Consider the following 18,552-nt stretch of genomic DNA (forward strand, 5'->3'; position numbering starts at 1 on the left):
AGGAGGTCTTTAAAAATGGCCCGTGTAAAAAGAGGCGTCAGAGCACATGAACGCCATAAAAAAATATTAAAATTAGCCAGAGGATATAGAGGACGTAAGAGCAAACTTTTCAGAATGGCCAAACAGCAAGTCGTTAAATCGATGGCGTATGCTTATGTTCACCGCAAACAGAGAAGGCGCGATTTTCGGAAACTGTGGATCACCAGGATTAATGCAGCTGCCCGAATGAATAACATTACGTATAACCGGCTGATGTACGGTCTGAAGCTGGCCAATGTCAATATCAACCGCAAAATGCTGGCCGATTTGGCAGTCAATGATCCTGCAGCTTTTACCAAGCTTGTAGAAGTTGCCCAAAGCAAACTTGAAAACACCAATGCAAAAGCTCAGGCAAATGCTTAAGTCAAGAATACCTATGAATCTTTGGAGTTCGGTCTTTTCAGGACCGGACTCCTGCTCTATTTCAGGTAGTCCGGGAGGATCATCATGATTGTTTCTTTGCAGAATGAACAGGTCAAGCATGTGGTATCCCTGCATGATAAAAAAGGCCGTAAAGAATATAGGGAATTCCTTGTAGAAGGCAAACGTTTTGTACAGGAAGCCATTCTTAGGCAAGCACAGCTTAAGAAAGTTTATTATACGGCCCAGGACGCAGCGACAGGACCATCAGATCCGCAGTACTCCTTAAATATTTCCGGACTGGTGACGGAGGTACGTGCGCTGGGAATAGAAGCTGAAGAGGTGTCTGAAGCTATCATGCGCAAAATGAGCGCTACAGAAGAGCCTCAGGGTATCCTTGGAATCATCCGGAGAACTGAATTTGACTGGCAGGATATCAAGGTTCGGAAGGATACCATTCTTCTCGTCGTCGATGGAATCCAGGACCCAGGTAATTTGGGCACGATTTTAAGAACCGCCCTGGCTGCAGATGTCAAGCAAATCATTCTGACAAAAAAAACGGTGGATCTTTATAACCCTAAAGTTCTGCGCAGCAGTATGGGCTCCGTTTTTTCTGAGGTGATCCTAACGGATAAAACGCCTGAAGAAATAGCAATTTTTTGCAGACAAAGAGAATGTTCCATGGTCGTGTCTACCATGGGTGGGACTTCCATATTTAAGACGAACATTTGTGAAGACTATCCTTTGGCATTAATTATTGGCAATGAGGCTGCGGGGCCGTCAGCTTTTTTTATGGAAAAGGCCGCGAAGCACTATTCCATTCCAATGTTTAACAACGTTGAATCGCTGAATGCATCGATGGCTGCCGGAATATTCCTTTATGAAATGCGAAGACAGGGACAATTCTTGTAAACCATGATTGAAAATGATATAATTCTGATCAGGCAAAGAAAACAATGACTTTGCTTTCCGAACCTAAGCCGAGGAAAGGTGGGCTCAAAATGTCAGCGCCTGATTATTTTTGGAAAGCCTTCGAGGCAACCGGTTCTCCCCAATTATATCTTTTGTACAAGAACAACGACAAATTGACAAGTAACAATGAACGGAACAAAAGGCAGGCAGGCCTCTAAAGGGAGGACCGACCCAGACTGAAAGTCGGCCAGGCAGGCAGCTACCTCAACATGGGAGTCTTGAGGTTGAAGTTCATTCCGGGAGTTAACCGGTTGGCAGCCGTTACCAGCTTATGAAGTGTGAACTGTGATTTGACGCATGGTCAAAAAAGGGTGGTACCACGGGAAACCTAACTCTCGTCCCTAGAGGACGAGAGTTTATTGTTTTTTTACATGAATTCATTGCTGAAAGGGTGACCACAATGCGAGAAGAAATAAAGAAGATTAAGGAAGATACACTGGAGCAACTGACGAAGCTGACTTCGTCGGAAGAGCTTCAGGAGCTAAAAGTCCGGGTGATGGGCAAAAAGGGATCACTCACATCCTTGCTGAAGCAGATGGGTCAGCTCAGTGCGGAAGAGCGTCCCCAAATGGGGCAGATCGTCAATGAACTACGCAACCAGCTCGAAGATGCCTGGGACAAAAAATGGAAGGAATTCGAAAAGAACGCTTTGGAAAGCAGACTTAGGGAAGAACGGATCGATATCAGTCTGTCAGGGTATTCTTTGCCTCAGGGGCACCAGCATCCTCTAAGCAAAGTGATCGAGGAAATTGAAGATATTTTTATGGGCATGGGTTTTACGATCGCTGAGGGACCAGAAATAGAAACGGATTACTATAACTTTGAAGCGTTGAACCTGCCGAAAGACCATCCAGCCAGGGATATGCAGGATACGTTTTTTATCACCGAGGATATTCTGCTTCGGACGCAGACCTCGCCGGTCCAGATCAGGACCATGGAAAAATTAAGGCCCCAGCTTCCGGTCAAGATCATTGCGCCAGGGAAAGTTTTCCGCAACGATGATGATGTAACCCACTCACCGATGTTCCATCAGGTAGAGGGGCTGCTGGTTGATAAGGGAGTCAGAATGTCTGATCTTAAAGGACTGCTTCTGTACTTCTCCAGACAAATGTTCGGCGAATCCCGCGAAATCCGCTTGAGGCCGAGCTTCTTCCCATTCACAGAGCCCAGTGCTGAAGTTGATGTATCCTGTATGCTTTGCGGCGGTGCAGGCTGCAGGCTGTGCAAAGGGACCGGCTGGATTGAAATCCTGGGAGCCGGGATGGTCCATCCGCATGTGCTGGAGATGGGTGGATATGATCCTAAGGAAGTAACAGGCTTTGCTTTCGGCATGGGCGTAGAACGGATTGCCATGCTGAAATACGGCATTGAAGATATGCGGCTGCTTTTTGATAACGACATCCGCTTCCTGGAGCAGTTCTAGGACATTGATCTTTAAATAATTTGATAAATATAATCATTTGGGTCTGGTCTGCGCGCCACATTCCAGCTCCCGGCAGATAGCGCCCTCCATGGCGCTAATAGAGAACGGTATCCTAGAAATAGTTTGAATGATTGTATAGATAGATTGTTTTTATTTATCATATAACATGTTGATGTACTGGAGGATGCTCTGATGAGAGTAAGTATGGAATGGCTGAAACAATACCTCGAACTCAGTCTCAGCCCTGAGGAATTGGCAGAAGTCCTGACCAGGGGCGGGATTGAAGTTGAAGGGGTAGAATGCTTGAATAAAGGATTCACAGAAGTCTATATCGGTGAAATTCTGGATATCCAGCCCCATCCCGATGCCCAAAAACTGCAGGTATGCCGTTTGAATACCGGCAGGAAAGAACTGACCATTGTAACGGGTGCCTCAAATGTCCTTGTCGGGGATAAAGTACCGGTAGCCGTTCCGGGAGCGGTGCTTCCGGGGGGTAAAGAGATTCAGCCGGTCGAGATGAGAGGCGTAAAATCGTATGGGATGCTTTGTTCCGATAAGGAACTTGAGATCGAAGCTGTCGGTCAGGAACGCAGTAAAGGCGGAATTCTGATCTTGTCTCCTGACGCGCCTGTCGGTGAGAGCCTGGAAACCTATCTTGGTTTGCAGGACAGCGTCCTGGAACTGGAACTTTACCCTAACCGGCCGGATTGTCTGGCGATGGTCAATGTTGCGAGAGAGGCCGGAACTTTGCTCGGGAGAAAGCCTGTTTTGCCGGAATGGGCCCGGGAGGAAATGCCTTCCTGGCCGGAAGATATCAGGCAGAAGGTTGAAATTGAAGATCCGGAGCTTTCCTGGCGTTATTCGGCGCTGCTGGTGGATGATGTCGTCATTCAACCCTCGCCGCTTTGGATGCAGAACCGGCTTCGGGCTGCCGGGGTCCGTCCGATCAATAATATTGTCGATATTACCAACTACTGCATGGTGGAAATGGGACAGCCGCTTCATGCGTTCGACCGGGATAAACTTCAGGGTACGGTCAGAGTCCGCAAAGCTAAACAAGGTGAAACCATGGTCAGCCTGGACGGCATCGAAAGAAGACTGGAGCCCGATATGCTGGTGATTGCTGACGATAACGGACCGCAGGCCATTGCCGGTGTCATGGGCGGCCTGGAAAGTGAAGTGACGGATAAAACCTGTAGGATCCTATTTGAATCAGCACATTTTCTCGGTTCGAGTGTCCGGCGTACCAGCAGAAAGCTGGGGCTCCGTTCGGAATCTTCCAGCCGTTTTGAAAAAGGGGTTAATCCTTACTGGACAGTTCCCACCCTGGCCAGAGTGGCAGAATTACTGCTGGAACTCGAGGCAGGTGTACCGATGTCCTTTACGGAAAAAGTCTGTGCACTTCCGCCCAAGGTCCGGATTGAAATAGCGGTTTCTACGGTCAATCAGGTCCTGGGTGTGGAATATACGGATCAGGAAATTGAAAAGGTGTTTGAAGCTCTTGACTTTGAATATCTGAAATTGTCTGACTGCCGGTACAGTGTTGACATTCCTTCCTACAGGCAGGACCTTAAAATTGAAGTTGATTTGATTGAAGAGATTGCCCGCATCATCGGCTATGATAAGATTCCTACCACCCTGCCGCAGGGCAGCCAAACGCAGGGGCGCAGAACACCCGAACAGGCTTTCCGATACAAACTGCGTAAGATCCTGATCAAAGCCGGGATGAACGAGGTCATTTCCTACTCTTTCAGCAATAAAGAAATGGATGATCAATGGGGGTCAGAAGGCCGGAATATCCCGCTCTTAAATCCATTAAGGGAAGAATTAGGAACGATGAGGACGTCACTCTTACCCGGACTATTGGAGATTGCGTCCAGAAATACCGCCAGACGCAACACGGATCTGCTGCTGTTTGAAATCGGCAATGTCTATTTGCCAAAAGAGCTGCCGTTAAAGAAGCTACCCGATGAGGTTTCCCGGATTGCCGGCCTGGCGCAGGGGGAAAGCAAACGTCACTGGCTGAATTCGCAGGTGAAATTTGATTTCTTTTATGTTAAAGGGATACTCACACAAATTGCGCAAGAATGCGGAATGGAATTTGAATATCGGAGAATTGACGAAGGTAAGTACTGCAGCCTGCTTCATCCCGGGAGGTCCGCAAATATTTACTGCAATGGTGAGTACCTCGGTATTCTCGGGGAAATCTATCCGCAGCTCGACCAGAGATGGGACCTGCAGCGCCCGGTGCTGTTTGAGCTCGATTTTGGAGCGCTGTTCAAGAATGCCAATCTCACGGTTGTTGCCAAATCGTACCCGCGTTATCCGGCAATTCAGCGTGATCTGGCCGTTGTCGTTCCGGAAGAGGTATCCGCAGAAGATATTAAGAAAAAGGTAATGGCACTCGGCGGGAAATTCCTGAAAGAAGTAGAGCTGTTCGATGTGTATCAGGGACAGCCCGTTCCGGCGGGACATAAAAGCCTTGCCTTTACGATGCGTTACCAGTCTGCAGAACGAACCTTGAAAGATGAAGAAGTGAACGCCTTTAATTCCGACATCCTTTCGGGAATACAGCAGGAATTTGGGGCAAAATGGCGAAAATAAACAATAATGATGCGAGTTAACAAGGTACTAGACAGGAGAGCGGGTGAAGACTGTGAATCCGGAAGAACAAAAAGTATCAGTTCTGATTTTCGGAGAACTTCATGTTATTCGCGGCAAGGGATCTGAGGAATATATCAAAAAACTCGCCCATGATGTCGATAAAAGAATGGAAGAAATTGCGTTGAAATTTCCCAAGCTTCCAGCACATCAGGTAGCTATCCTGGCGGCGCTTAATTTTGCAGATGAATTGGCAACAATAAAAGAAGAACAGATGACGCTTCTTAACATGTTAGGAGAAAGCGGCGGCGAATAATTTTTTTACCATTTGACGGTGATTAAGAAATGGTCGATCCCGCTTATTATTCGGCCATTTCTTTATTATTTATCGAAGGCGCCCAGTCTTTGGAAGGACTGTGCTATTTTGCTTTTGTTTATCAGGAAATGATAGAATAAAATGAAACAAACGGAGGTGTTACAATGAAAGGAATTGTCACTGTAATAGGAAAAGATAAAGTCGGGATCATTTATGGCGTTACCAAGATTCTGATGGAGAATAATGTAAACGTGGAGGATATCAGCCAGACTATTTTGCAGGATTATTTCACGATGATGATGCTGGTCAATCTTTCCAACATAAAATGCGATTTCAGTGTTCTGAAGGAAGAACTCGATGCCTTCGGCAAAGAGATCGGATTGTCTGTAAAGATTCAAAGAGAAGAGATCTTTGACTACATGCACAATATTTAACATATTTAACTTACAGTTAACAAGGGTTGACAAGTTGCCAGCCGGAAACAGGGGAAGTCTTTTGGAGGTAAATAATGAATCTCTATAAAAATATTTTTGAAACCACCCGCATGATCGAGAAAGAAAAACTGGATATCAGGACCATCACGATGGGCATTTCTCTGCTTGATTGCATCGACTCTTCGGGAGAAAAGGCCCGCCAAAGAATTTATGACAAAATTACCAGGTTGGCACAGAATCTTGTCAAAGTCGGCAATGAAATTGAAACTGAATATGGCATTCCCATTATCAATAAACGGATTTCAGTCACCCCGATGGCGATCATCGCTTCCGGGAGTGAAGAAGAAAGCTATGTCGAGTTTGCGAGAACGCTGGACAAAGCAGCCCGCGAGGTCGGCGTTAACTTTATCGGAGGCTTCTCCGCTCTGGTGCAGAAAGGCTTTACGAAAGGCGACAGAATCTTAATTGAATCCATCCCTGAGGCTCTGAATGAAACAGAACGGGTATGTTCGTCTGTGAATGTGGCCAATTCCAAAGCCGGCATCAACATGGATGCAGTAAAGATGATGGGAAAAGTCATTAAAGATACAGCTTATTTGACCAGGGACAGAGACTCTCTGGGTTGTGCGAAGCTGGTGGTATTTGCGAATGCCGTCGATGACAATCCGTTTATGGCGGGCGCCTTCCACGGGGTTGGCGAACCCGAAGTTGTGATCAATGTCGGGGTAAGCGGCCCCGGCGTCGTCAAATGTGCCATGGAGAAGGTCAAGGGAGAACCCTTGCATGTCGTAGCCGAGAACATTAAGAAGACTGCTTTTAAGATTACCCGGGCCGGTCAGCTGGTTGGCAACGAAGTATCCAGAAGACTGGGTGTACCGTTCGGTATTTTGGATTTGTCCCTGGCCCCAACACCGGAAATCGGAGACAGTGTGGCCAGGATTCTGGAAGAAATGGGCTTGGAAGCCTGCGGAACCCATGGCACGACGGCAGCGCTGGCCATGCTGAATGACGCTGTCAAAAAAGGCGGCATCATGGCTTCCTCCTCCGTAGGGGGACTAAGCGGGGCCTTTATCCCGGTCAGCGAAGATGAAGGAATGATCAATGCGGTCAAATGCGGCGCCCTGACCTTTGACAAGCTCGAAGCGATGACCAGTGTCTGCTCCGTAGGACTGGATATGATTGCGATACCCGGAGACACGAAGGAATCGACGATCTCAGCCATGATCGCAGATGAAGCCGCTATCGGCGTCATCAATAATAAAACCACCGCAGTCCGTATTATCCCGGTATATGGCAAAGGGGTCGGAGATACTGCCGAGTTCGGCGGTTTACTGGGCTATGCACCGATCATGGCTGTCAATCCATACAGCGCGGAAGAGTTCATTAACCGGGGCGGCAGAATTCCGGCGCCGATTCACAGCTTCAGGAATTAACAATTGCCAATTGACATAAACACAAAAAAAGCCACATTCACCAGAAAGAGTGGCTTGAAATTGGGGAAACGGGAAGAGATTAATTTTTCTCAGGATCTTCCGGAGCTTTCGGAGCTGCCATGGTCGTTTTCTCAATGCGCTTCAACTTGTTCATCGCTTTAGACATTAACTGATTGGCATGGCTGATATATAATTTGCAAGCATTCGGGTCCGCTGCGGCCATTTCTTTGATGGCGATAAAGAGTTCCTCCAATCCTTTGGTTATCAGCTCAAAGCGGGCATCTGCCTGGCTATGGAGAGGTTGAGCTTTAAGAGCTTGCTTTCGTATTCTATCTCGGCGATGTGCTTAGCTGCTGCATTTTCATTTTCCAGGACGTCAAGCTTCCGCTGCAGCTTCAAAACATTTCCCTGCTCGGCCCATACGGCTTGCAGGTTATCCGTGGCTTCTTTTTTCGCCCGGTCGCGCTCATCTGATAATTTGGAGATTTTATCTTTTTGCTCAGCACAGACTTTCTGCAGGTCTTCTTTCCCGGCAAGCTCCTGGCTCCTCACATATACCGCCTGCTGCAGCTGCTGCTTGCTCATGCTGCCCGCATCATTCTCAGCGATAAACGCATCCCGCTGATCTTCCGGGAGCCCAAGAAGGATGAGGGCCTGGGTGTAGGTTAGATTCGTCACCGGTGACGAATCTGACATTTCCTGATCTTCGGATGAGACAAGCAGTTTAGCCCCATATTCATCAAAGATTTGCATCATCCTATCTGCAGTTCTTTGAGAATAACTTACCGATTCCTCCAGCCACTTGCCCCATTCCCCATAGGGCAGCAGCGCTTTGGCTTCCTTCAGGCGTTTTCCTACTTCGACGGCGCTGGCCAGCAGAATTTTACTGGTTTGTTGTTTAATCGTATTGATTTCAGCCGCGATGACAGGCGGCGTGCGTTCTGTCAGCAAATCGCTCATATTGATACCGTCTTTCCTGTACTTTATTGGCATCATATGGGATAAGCATGACAATCGTGACAAAAGGTCTAAATAGATAAGGTATCATGAAGGGTAAGCGCAAAATATTTGAAGTATTAAAATGGCGGCCACACGGCCGCCATTCTTTTGGTCGCTTCGCTTAAACTTGCAGTGGATTACCGCTTGCTTCCCAAGACATGAGAGTAATTGATTGAATGGACATGAAGGGTATTATAGAATTTGTTGGAGCACACTTTAAATAAAAAAATTGAAGCTGATTATGTAAATATCGAATAGATATTAACGTTGACCCAACATTTACGCCAAAAGAATATACTATTCATTGGCATCAATTATATAGAAGAGTTCCTAAATTTGACAATAGACCATATTTCTACTTTGAAGTAAAAGAAACAGATGTAGGTCAAAGCCATTCAATTGAATGTGAAATTATCTCGAATAAAAACTGGCATAGACTTAACGATCATGATGATTCCTTTGCCATATCCTTAAAAATATTACCGCCGTATTGAATATTAGATTCATTTTGAACTGGGAGAAATCTACTACATATAAGAAAGAGAGAGGTGCGTTTCCTCTCTCTACTTCATTGTATTATCTGTAAAGATTTAATAATAAAAACTTGGTATTAAAGGCATTCCGAAAAATTCAGGATTTAATCTCTATTATATACAAGCTCACTTTTTCCGGTAAATACCTCAATCATTATCATTGCACCAAGCTTAAAGCCATAAATAAACGATGCTTCAGCATGCATTGAACCCGATTGTAAGCGTAAATCTAATAGGTTCTCAAGTTCTTCAAAATTATCTTGTGAGAGTTTGTGTTTCCAAGTTTCTAATGTGCAGGATATTTTTTCGTTTAGTGGATAGTATTCCGGATTTTTTGAAATGATTAATTCAGCTGGATATATATTGCCGTCAAAGAGTTCTTCCAGAATAGTCTTCATTGGCATATTCCTTTCAAATTTTGTTTTACCGCAATTCCTTGAAAGAAAGATATACACATGATAGAATATTTGTGCAATCTGCCTTTTAGGCGGTTGCAGTGTGGGAAGTGGCGTGATTCTTTAGTAGGAGTGCGCCTCTTCCTTTCATTTTTTGAGATCGTCATGTATCTTCTCAATCCCTTTACGAATTATATCTGAACGAGTAGTATTCAATGCCTTTTTGCATTCATCTAACTTTTCCATTGTTGGGGTATCAACTCGTATCCGTATAAGTTCGGTTTTAGGATTATCAGATTGAGGACGTCCCAGCTTTTTAGATGGCATGTGTTCACCTCACTTTTGTGCCCACAATAATTATATTATCGTGGGCACAAAAATTCAAGCGTTTTATTAATCATAATTACAAATTAAGTCCTTTCCACTTGTGACTTTTTTTATCCTCTAAAGCAAATCTTTTACTATATCCCCTGGCAGCTATACGAAACACACAGTGGTCAGAAATGCATTATTCAATAAGGCTATTGAAGTTATTATACTAAGTTACATGAAGCCTATATAATAAGATTTGGATCTTTGCGAATGTATAAATGCTAATCAAGTAATAATTTTAGCTTTGCTTCTATTAAACTTTTATTTAAATGTTTCCATTCTTCTAAGGGGACGATTACCGAATTCTGGAAGTTTTTCAGTAATTCATCTATTGTAGTATATCTGGTAATTCCACTAATCGAGTTAAAGTTAAGTATATGGTCAATCATTCCAAAGGTATCTTCACCTTTTTGCAAAAGCAATTGTACTGGCAATGTTGGTAAATTTGAGACTATTGTTTTTAACTCAAGCGGAATACTTCTTGGTTCTGTCAAGTCGGCGATAACAAACCTAGCCATACCAGCAAGAGTAATAATTGTCTCCGCAGTATCTTTTTCACTTGGCTTTTCAAAATCGAATAATATTGGCAAGTATCCCAGCTCCCTAAGCTTCTCTCGAATAGCATTAAGATTATTTAATCTTGAACCAAACTTTCCTAGAATTAAAACAGCTTTATTGCTAATAGTGTTAATAACTGATCGAATATTTTTATTATTGAGCATTAAATATATAAATTGCGCTACTTCCAAATTATCAACCGTAATTATTGGTTCATAATCTCTGGTAATGACTAAATCATTTTGTTTTGTCATATTATCTATTTTTATATCCCAGACAGAAACTCCATATACTTTACAATTAGATAAATTTGAATTAATTAATATTGCTTCTATTAATTGACAATATTGCAGATCTGTACCACTAAGATTTGCCCCTATGAGGGCTGCTGAACTGAAATTTGTTCCGCTGAGATCTACGCCACTTAGATCCGCACCACTTAGATCTGTTAAACCAAGATTAGCTTCGCTTAGATCTGCTCCTCTAAGGTCTGCTCCACCTAGATTTGCCCTGCTTAGGTCTACTCCACGTAGGTCTGCATTTCTAATATCTGCTAAGCTAAGATCTACTTCGCAAAGGTTTGCTCCGCTAAAGTCTGCCATACTGAGATTTGCATTGCGAAGATTTGCATTATTAAGGTCTGCTCCGCTAAAGTCAGCCATAGTAAGATCTGCATTACTGAGGTCAACTCCATTGAGGTCAGCCATGCTAAATTTTGCATTGCTGAGGTCTACACTAATATCTACGTTTTCTTTTTTCCACTTGTTCCATATATTGACCTGTGTTTTTAACATCTTAACATGTTCACAGTTAGCCATCATATTCCTCCAGAATGAATTTGCTAGTATTATTAATTACATTATCTAGAAAAAATAGATACAATACAATATTGAATTTGCTAAATATATTATAGTGACAATTCGCGGTCAAAATAATGCCATGTTTTAAATCAAGACTATTGACGCTTATTACTATGATTCGGGAACACCCTCCAAATAAGTTGATATTGAACATCTCTAAGATTAAACTCCTGCAGCGTTTAGGATTTGGGAGGTTGCTAAAGTAGATGTTGTTTTCATGATTTTGCTAAAGTAGAAAAATATAAAAGAGAGGTGTTACCCTCTCTTTAAAGCAACTACCACCTTTTTGAAGAGGTAGCCACTGCGTGAGAACTATTTTTATACATATAGTATAATCGATAAAGTAAAAAATATCCATATATTTTTAAAATTTTTATGATGGCGGAGAGCAAGGGACTCGAACCCTATTCCATCTAAGGAATCATCTGTTTCTCACGCAGTGACCACTCCTCGTAGCTCTACTCTCCAAGTCTACCGCCATGAAGATATCGAGAAACAGATGAATAGGAATGATCTTGCCGATTTCATAAATATTATATAATATATGGTAGAATTAGTAAATATTTTCAAGTAAAATTATTACAAATTATTTTTTTCAAGCCCTATGCAAGCGTGGGAAACTTCGGGTAACAGAACCTTTACGCCATTGAAGATAATATGAAAGTAATATGCAACGGCGTAAATCTGTGAACCGTTAGTGCGCCAAGCAAAGCTTGGTACTTCTTGCAAGGTGAAAGTCCTTGCTGGGTAAGGTCTAGCCAACCACCCATATCGAGTGTTGCGCCGAAGCTGGTAACAGCAAGGTGAAGCGTCACAGAGAACCATATAGGCCACAGGGAGCACCGTAACTCCTGAAGCGGATTCAGCCTCGTTAACGCGATAAATGCAGATTGCGACGTGTTTAACGTCACGGAAGCCAACACAGAGGAATCGAAAAAGGCGAGATTCCCGAGGGTCTGTCGGGGTCAGAGAACGTGGCATGTATTGAGAGAAGAATCAGGAACTTGGGAGAGCCTAATAGCTCCGGCAAAATGTCGGTAGGTCTAACCAATCGAAAAAGAGGAAGACCGATGGTTACTAGGCAGTCGGATTAACCCATAGTACTTTGAGGACGGGAAAACCGGCTACATGGGGAAGGGGTTAACAGGAGTATAAAGCCTACACAGGAAACATCTACCGGACATGCAGGACCGGATAACAGATGCAAACCTCACTGAAGGGAAAAGCTAAGACAGATATCTGTCAATTACGGAAGCGAATACTCCTAAGGAGCCCGGTGCGGTAATTTCTGCACGCCGGGATCTGCGCGGGGGGTGTCGAGTAACCGGCATCTCTACCGTGACTACAAAACCGTACGCAAGGCCGCGCCTCCATGCGCGGATTTCTTTGGAAACATTCTTGTTAGTACTTTTTTGCGTAGTACGAAGCAAATCCTAAATACATTATCATCTGGATTATTAGAATAGCTGCTAGAGTAAGACTTATCTCTCTAAAACCTAAAAGTAATGTTACAAGGGTGCCGATACTTATAATATAAATCATTAGAGTATGAATGCTTGCGTGCGTTTTCATTCTTATGAGTTGAGTGCGTTCTTCATTTTTGGCAATTTCTACTTCCTGCGCTTTTTTAGGGTTTTTTATCAGTTTGATACTTACAATAATACCCAATATCCCAGTAAAGATGAATCCACCTGCGATTCCTGAGATTACACCCTCACGGTATCCTTCAGAAAGATTACTAATAAAGGCAAATTGTAAAGCAATAATGCCTATAGTAGTGTGCCCGATGAAATATATTAGTGTTTTTTTAGCATAATTCATTAGAATTACTCCTCCTCAAAAATAAATACTTGTTCAATTGTTAATAGAAATATTTGAGCAATATTATGTGCAAGAAAAATTGAAGGATTATATCGTCCATTTTCCAGTGAAATTATTGTTTGTCGTGTAACATTGCATAATCCTGCCAGTTCTTCCTGCGTCATGCGTTTTTCTTTACGCAACTCTTGGATACGGTTTTTCATCCGTTGTTCCTCCAGGGAAGTAGAGTTAGCTTTACAAATAAAGTATAGTAAACTTTACATTATATGTCAAGTTAGTTTTACATCTAATTTATGAGTTTACTTGGGACTCCAGGGGCCGCCGTCCTGGCGTCCTCTGGATTTGGGGGCGTACGGCTTCGTATAACCACACATTACCGCCACTTTGTAAATATGCATGTAGAATGACGCAGCGGTAATCCGCAAACGTAGTTTGAAAAACATAAAGGAGCTAAAATCGATGATCTAGGCTAAAAAAGGCAATAGACTATGCTAAAAACCATAGTAATCTGCTGTAAATATAGAAATACAGCTAAATTGCTGCCTCTAACTTGTAGCCACGTTTAATCAATTCCTGGATCAACAGCTCGTCGGGGAGAATCAGAATAGAATTTAGTCCCGTTTTTTCTCGACTACCTTAGCTTCGGATATTTCCTTAAATGATTCATTCCTAGAAAGCATGTAGTAGATCGCAACCAGCATTGAACGACAAACGGCAATTACAGCTTTATTATGACCCCTTCGCAGTTTAATTGAGTGAAACCTACTGACAAAACGAGAAGAACGCTTGCTTCTTGAAAAGCTATTTACACATTGGGTCAAAACGGCTTTGAGATACATATTTCCTTTTTTCGTTTTAGCAGAACGTCTTTTGCCTCCAGTTTCATTGTTTTGAGGGCATAAACCAGCCCAAGAGTAAAGATGATTGACTGAAGGGAAAACAGACATATCGGTTCCGATCTCTGAAAGAATGGCAATCGCAGAGGTCTTTTTAATAGCAAAACAGGTGCAAAGTAAATCGATAGCAGGCTGCAAATGATGTGACTTATCTTCGATCAAGCATTCAATTTGAGCGATCTTATTCTCAAAATTCTTAAGATTGTCCAAAGCTATGGAAAGCTTGTCTGCTTGTGTCGAAGTCAGTTGTCCTTTGAGTGCACAAATGAGCTGAGGGATTTTCTCTCTGAGTTTGCCCAGAACAAGATCAGAGAGGAGATCCTCATCAAAGGACTTAGACCGTAGGACAGCATGCATAATATTCATGCCTGACTTCCCGAAGATATCGGTAGCGACAGAATAGCATCAAATTACAGACAGTAAGAATATTGTAAATCCTGCTTTTCTCCGCAGAACGGGCCCGAATGAGCTTATGACGATAACGAGTGAGATCTCTTAATTCCCGGATATGTTTTGGCGGAATGAAACTAGGCTGGACTAGGCCGAGTCTGTGAAGTTCAGCTAGCCATTTTGCATCCCTCCGGTCGGTCTTATTATCGGGAAAGGTTTTGGTAAATGCGGGATTAGCCAAAGTAAGGGTAAAAGAATCTTCCATTAGGTTAAAGACAGGAATCCAATACTTGCCGGTGCTTTCCATAACGACAACGTGGCAGTCGTTTTCATGAAGCCAGAAAATAGCTTTAGAGATGTCATCCATCATAGTGGAAAAGGACTTTACAGCAGTTTCATAAATACCGTTATTTCTTGTTGTGATGATGGCGACGGTCATAAAGCTTTTGTGAACATCAATACCGGCACAAATAGGGTGAACAACCTTCAGTTATATCTCCTCCCCCAAATCAATATATAGGCTGGGAAAGGGCTACCCAAAAGAAAATAGTGTAGTTTCCGTGCTCAAAGCACAATCATAGATTCACTAAGACAGCCGTCGCAGAGTTAAGTACGGGTTTATCCACCCAAAAGATTGGATTCTACCAATCGTCCCCACGCGCTCACAATCCAGCCTATATTTCCATTAATACACCAGGAAAGAAAATAATGGAAGATATTAAGAGTTTGGGATACAATTGGGGTATCATCCTTTTTCATTATCATAGATGCCGCTATAGGCGGCATAAGGACGAGTTATGTGAAATAGTCGCTCTTGGGATTTATCTTAGGGTTATTAGCATTTGGGATTGAAAGGGGAAGTATGAAAAAGTACTTAATTATTTCATGGATATTAATACTATGTATCATGGGTGTATCTATTATTGATTTATATTTTTTATCAACTCAACAAACTGTGGAAGTTAAGCAATACGGAACCGAAAGAAAAACAGCAATGGTTTTAATTAAAGAGATAAAAAATGAATGGATAACGTTTGATCTTGTGATTGATTCTGAAGAAAAAGAATATGACAGAATAGAGATGAATATTAGTTCGGTAATGGATTATAGTTCTAATGAGTATTTTACGAAACTTACATCTTTACAATATTCTGTAAATGTTCTTAATCCTGAATCAGGAAAATACTTGCGTAACTATTATCTATTTGAAGACATTAAAATGAAATTGCCTCCTGCCTCATACTTATTCCCCTTTAAGAACTATCAATTTAACTTAACTATTAACCCATTAAGGGATAATCAACAACTTGAATTAAGCCATATTGGTGTCCAAGAGTATAGTGGCTGGATGAAGCTTATTGAAGTTAATAATGGAAGAGTTGACAATGTGAATGATCCTGAGTTGGATGTCAGATTTCACAACACTGTATATATAGAATCTGGATATCCATTTACTTTAAAAATACTATTCTTTGTAATATTTATTGGACTTTTTGCGTGTTTACTTATTGTACAACTTCTGATTATGCGTAAGGAAAAACTAGACATAAACTCCGTTGGGTTAATTCTTGCAATTCTAATTGGTCTACCAAGTATAAATTCTTTGGCAAAGTTTAGCGTAGAAGATTCATTGACATTCATTGATACGTTAACAATTTCGTTATATTTACTGACGATCTCTACATTCTTTTTAATAATAATAAAGCAGGCTATTTTATTGAAAGCAAGCAAAAAGAAACTTAATACAAGCATTACATGCATAATTGAAGAGGAAAGACTACCATCAGGTTTGAAAGATTTCGACAGTTAAGTAGAGAATTGTCATGAGGAAGGCGACTACTGCACATAACACGGCTTTCCCGCAACTTTGTCAATATGAATGTGGTTGGGTATCGAAGGCAACACCTTTTAGTTTGGGCATCTTCAATTTGACTTCGCCGGAGGTTGTAGTCAAACTCCGTTCATAATGACCGGATCGATAACCTTTTCGTTCTTCTGAACGCTCGTACCGGCCGGCATTTGTAAGCTCTGCGGCCTCCTGATCAAGTAAATTGTTCAGAGTTTCCTCCACACTGTGACGAACTAATTCTTTTAACTCCTGCTTTATTGCCCCTTCATTTAAGTGTATAATTTTCTCAGACATATTCGCAGCTCCTTCCTGGTAGATTTTGTGTGGTAACTTTATCTTACCAAGCAGTTGCGTTTATGTCCTTATTTTTGGATAATTTATGAATTTGCGAAATTAATGAAACCTTATCATCCACCCAAAAGATTGGATTCTACCAATCGTCACACGCGCTCGTCAATCCAGCCTATACTTTCATTAATACATCAAAAAAGAAAAAAATGGAATATAGTATAAGTTTAGGATACAATAAGGGTATCGTCCCTTTTCATTATCATAGATGCCGGTGAAGGCGGCATAAGGACGAGTTATACGAAACCATTTTTGATTTAAGTAACAAGGTGGTAATGAACCATGAAAAAATTTACGATCTTCTCATTATTCTTTGTTTCCTTGATTTTGTTTTTATTTTTTTATCAGCTTGCTCGGCTCTTTTTCCATATTATAGTTCTACGACAGCGATCGAGAATGGCGACCTAGTCGAATTAGAAGGAAAAATTTACAATATCGATAAACTTGATGAGTTTATTGATAGTATTAATAGAGGAGAGAAGACAAAAGTCCAAATCGATAAATACAATACAAAGAATAATCCGGCAATGTACATAATTGAATTTGATGGAAAGCTATTAAGTTATTCATTTGCAAGACCTTCAAATGATGATTCTAAAGATATACTTGCTGAAGTTAACGCCGAGATTGTAAAGGCAAGTAGAGAAGAGAATGAAGACGGCATCAAATATTATCTGATAGATAATAGTGGTTTGAAAACCTGTTTTTTTACTGCACCAAAGTGATTTTATATTAATGTTTGGGCAATTCTTTGCCGTGGAAGGTTAGTTCAAAAGAAAAAGTCAAAGAAGGAAGCGACTCACTCACCAGAGAGCAATCCAACACCTGATCAGACATCATGGATTGATAAATATGGCAAAAGCGCCTTCGATGAGACCTGTGAACGTTTTGAGATGAAGTTTGTTGGAAAGCCGTATGCGGGAAAACCGCACGTACGGTTTGACGAGGGGGAAAGGTTAAAACCTTTTTCTACTCTACCGCAGATGGAAAGGGGGATATATATAATATAGTCAATTAGTTTTACAGGATTTTTAAGGGAGCAAAAGAAAAAGCTCATAAGGGAGGATGATTTTCAAATGAACAATATATTATTCGATTTAACTTTTCTGGCACTTACAATTACAATTATCGTATATCTCAATATGAGAGTTGTAACCGAAAAAGAATTACTTAAAAAGCTAGATCGTCTTATAGAATTATTTGAAAAAAATGAAAAGAATTTATAAAATCCGTTAAATGAACCAGACGGAGTGAATGTCTATGTGCGGTAGATTTATCTTAACTCTAACATTTGAAGAAGTTGCAGAAATCTTGAATATCAAAGATGAGATTGACTGGAAGCCACGGTACAATATTGCTCCGGTACAGCAGGTTCCAGTAGTTGTTAATGACGGCGCAAACCATTTAAAGTTATTTCAATGGGGGCTTGTTCCTTCTTGGTCTAAAGATTCTTCCATAGGCAATAAAATGATTAATGCTAGGGCAGAAACAGTTGATACCAAACCAAGTTTTAGACATAGCTTTCAAAGACAACGATGTATGATATTGACTGACGGTTTTTATGAATGGAAGCGGGAAGAGAAGAAAAAGACTCCGTATCGCTTCATGCTTGCGGATAGAACTCTGTTCGGATTTGCAGGAATTTGGGATTCTTGGATGAATCCTGAAGGGAAGACAATCAGCAGTTGCGCCATTATTACAACAGAAGCCAATGAGCTAATGGCACCAATTCATAATCGTATGCCTGTTATTCTGGATAAAGAAAAAGAAGAAGTTTGGCTTGACGCATCACTTAGTGATTCTATTGTGCTTAAATCCTTATTGGTATCATATGATGCCAAGAAAATGAACTTCTATGAGGTATCTTCAAAAGTGAATTCGACTAAATATGATTCAATTGAATGTATTCAGCCAGCAGATAAACAAGCATCAATATTTTAGTTAATTGGATAA

Annotated in this window: 20 protein-coding genes and 1 pseudogene; 11 read left to right on the forward strand and 10 right to left on the reverse strand. The window is 41.8% G+C overall.

All coding sequences use genetic code 11. The features are described 5' to 3' along the window. The first annotated feature begins 15 nt into the window (after positions 1-15). From rplT to AAH944_RS01120, 7 genes are all read left to right on the forward strand, one after another. Positions 16-402: a 50S ribosomal protein L20 gene (gene rplT, locus AAH944_RS01090; protein ID WP_415535793.1), complete on the forward strand. Its 387-nt coding sequence runs from the start codon at positions 16-18 to the stop codon at positions 400-402. Positions 403-486: 84 nt separating this feature from the next. Beyond that, positions 487-1,311: a TrmH family RNA methyltransferase gene (locus tag AAH944_RS01095; RefSeq protein ID WP_415535795.1), complete on the forward strand. Its 825-nt coding sequence runs from the start codon at positions 487-489 to the stop codon at positions 1,309-1,311. A gap of 460 nt (positions 1,312-1,771) precedes the next feature. Then, positions 1,772-2,794: a phenylalanine--tRNA ligase subunit alpha gene (gene pheS / locus AAH944_RS01100; protein WP_415535797.1), complete on the forward strand. Its 1,023-nt coding sequence runs from the start codon at positions 1,772-1,774 to the stop codon at positions 2,792-2,794. A 192-nt stretch (positions 2,795-2,986) separates the two neighbouring features. Beyond that, entirely contained in the window at positions 2,987-5,398 is a 2,412-nt protein-coding gene (gene pheT / locus AAH944_RS01105) for a phenylalanine--tRNA ligase subunit beta (RefSeq protein WP_415535799.1), read from the forward strand. Between the two features lie 43 nt (positions 5,399-5,441). Continuing rightward, complete coding sequence (locus AAH944_RS01110) at positions 5,442-5,711, forward strand: cell division protein ZapA (RefSeq protein WP_415535801.1); 270 nt, start codon at positions 5,442-5,444, stop codon at positions 5,709-5,711. A gap of 164 nt (positions 5,712-5,875) precedes the next feature. Then, entirely contained in the window at positions 5,876-6,145 is a 270-nt protein-coding gene (locus AAH944_RS01115) for an ACT domain-containing protein (protein WP_019226607.1), read from the forward strand. 74 nt (positions 6,146-6,219) lie between these two features. Continuing rightward, positions 6,220-7,578: a PFL family protein gene (locus AAH944_RS01120; protein ID WP_415535803.1), complete on the forward strand. Its 1,359-nt coding sequence runs from the start codon at positions 6,220-6,222 to the stop codon at positions 7,576-7,578. A gap of 79 nt (positions 7,579-7,657) precedes the next feature. Here the strand turns inward: AAH944_RS01120 and AAH944_RS01125 are convergent, their stop codons facing one another. The 9 genes from AAH944_RS01125 to AAH944_RS01165 form a co-directional block, all read right to left on the reverse strand. Further along, a complete protein-coding gene (locus tag AAH944_RS01125; RefSeq protein ID WP_415535805.1) occupies positions 7,658-7,831 on the reverse strand; it encodes a hypothetical protein in 174 nt (57 codons plus the stop codon). 11 nt (positions 7,832-7,842) lie between these two features. Then, the gene (locus tag AAH944_RS01130; protein WP_415535807.1) at positions 7,843-8,574 is read right to left on the reverse strand and encodes a DUF3102 domain-containing protein; all 732 of its coding nucleotides are present in this window, start codon (positions 8,572-8,574) and stop codon (positions 7,843-7,845) included. Positions 8,575-9,214: 640 nt separating this feature from the next. Continuing rightward, positions 9,215-9,514 (reverse strand): DUF6809 family protein, encoded by a 300-nt coding sequence (locus AAH944_RS01135; protein ID WP_415535809.1) that lies wholly within the window; start codon positions 9,512-9,514, stop codon positions 9,215-9,217. A gap of 138 nt (positions 9,515-9,652) precedes the next feature. Further along, positions 9,653-9,832: a ribbon-helix-helix protein, CopG family gene (locus tag AAH944_RS01140; RefSeq protein ID WP_415535811.1), complete on the reverse strand. Its 180-nt coding sequence runs from the start codon at positions 9,830-9,832 to the stop codon at positions 9,653-9,655. A gap of 266 nt (positions 9,833-10,098) precedes the next feature. After that, the gene (locus tag AAH944_RS01145; RefSeq protein ID WP_415535813.1) at positions 10,099-11,253 is read right to left on the reverse strand and encodes a pentapeptide repeat-containing protein; all 1,155 of its coding nucleotides are present in this window, start codon (positions 11,251-11,253) and stop codon (positions 10,099-10,101) included. 1,443 nt (positions 11,254-12,696) lie between these two features. Continuing rightward, the gene (locus tag AAH944_RS01150; protein WP_415535815.1) at positions 12,697-13,116 is read right to left on the reverse strand and encodes a hypothetical protein; all 420 of its coding nucleotides are present in this window, start codon (positions 13,114-13,116) and stop codon (positions 12,697-12,699) included. 5 nt (positions 13,117-13,121) lie between these two features. Next, positions 13,122-13,319, reverse strand: coding sequence for a helix-turn-helix transcriptional regulator (locus AAH944_RS01155; RefSeq protein WP_415535817.1), 198 nt, complete (start codon positions 13,317-13,319; stop codon positions 13,122-13,124). A 408-nt stretch (positions 13,320-13,727) separates the two neighbouring features. Further along, positions 13,728-14,378 (reverse strand): transposase, encoded by a 651-nt coding sequence (locus AAH944_RS01160; RefSeq protein WP_415535819.1) that lies wholly within the window; start codon positions 14,376-14,378, stop codon positions 13,728-13,730. Then, the gene (locus AAH944_RS01165; RefSeq protein ID WP_415537724.1) at positions 14,347-14,892 is read right to left on the reverse strand and encodes an IS110 family transposase; all 546 of its coding nucleotides are present in this window, start codon (positions 14,890-14,892) and stop codon (positions 14,347-14,349) included. The genes AAH944_RS01160 and AAH944_RS01165 overlap by 32 nt, the downstream gene beginning before the upstream one ends. A gap of 324 nt (positions 14,893-15,216) precedes the next feature. Here AAH944_RS01165 and AAH944_RS01170 point away from each other — a divergent pair, with 324 nt between their 5' ends. Then, positions 15,217-16,212 (forward strand): hypothetical protein, encoded by a 996-nt coding sequence (locus AAH944_RS01170; protein ID WP_415535821.1) that lies wholly within the window; start codon positions 15,217-15,219, stop codon positions 16,210-16,212. 78 nt (positions 16,213-16,290) lie between these two features. On the opposite strand, the pseudogene AAH944_RS01175 reads toward AAH944_RS01170, so the two are convergent. Further along, positions 16,291-16,545, reverse strand: a pseudogene (locus tag AAH944_RS01175) (transposase); the annotation flags it as partial. 329 nt (positions 16,546-16,874) lie between these two features. Between AAH944_RS01175 and AAH944_RS01180 the strand changes: the two are divergent. From AAH944_RS01180 to AAH944_RS01190, 3 genes are all read left to right on the forward strand, one after another. Beyond that, the gene (locus AAH944_RS01180; protein WP_415535823.1) at positions 16,875-17,324 is read left to right on the forward strand and encodes a DUF4362 domain-containing protein; all 450 of its coding nucleotides are present in this window, start codon (positions 16,875-16,877) and stop codon (positions 17,322-17,324) included. Positions 17,325-17,675: 351 nt separating this feature from the next. Continuing rightward, a complete protein-coding gene (locus AAH944_RS01185) occupies positions 17,676-17,825 on the forward strand; it encodes a hypothetical protein (protein ID WP_415535825.1) in 150 nt (49 codons plus the stop codon). Between the two features lie 34 nt (positions 17,826-17,859). Beyond that, positions 17,860-18,540 carry an SOS response-associated peptidase gene (locus tag AAH944_RS01190; RefSeq protein WP_415535827.1) on the forward strand — a complete coding sequence of 227 codons (681 nt, stop codon included), beginning with the start codon at positions 17,860-17,862 and terminating at the stop codon, positions 18,538-18,540. Positions 18,541-18,552 lie beyond the last annotated feature (12 nt).

The sequence above is a fragment of the Dehalobacter sp. CP genome (assembly GCF_047652685.1).
In the GTDB taxonomy this organism is placed as follows: domain Bacteria; phylum Bacillota; class Desulfitobacteriia; order Desulfitobacteriales; family Syntrophobotulaceae; genus Dehalobacter.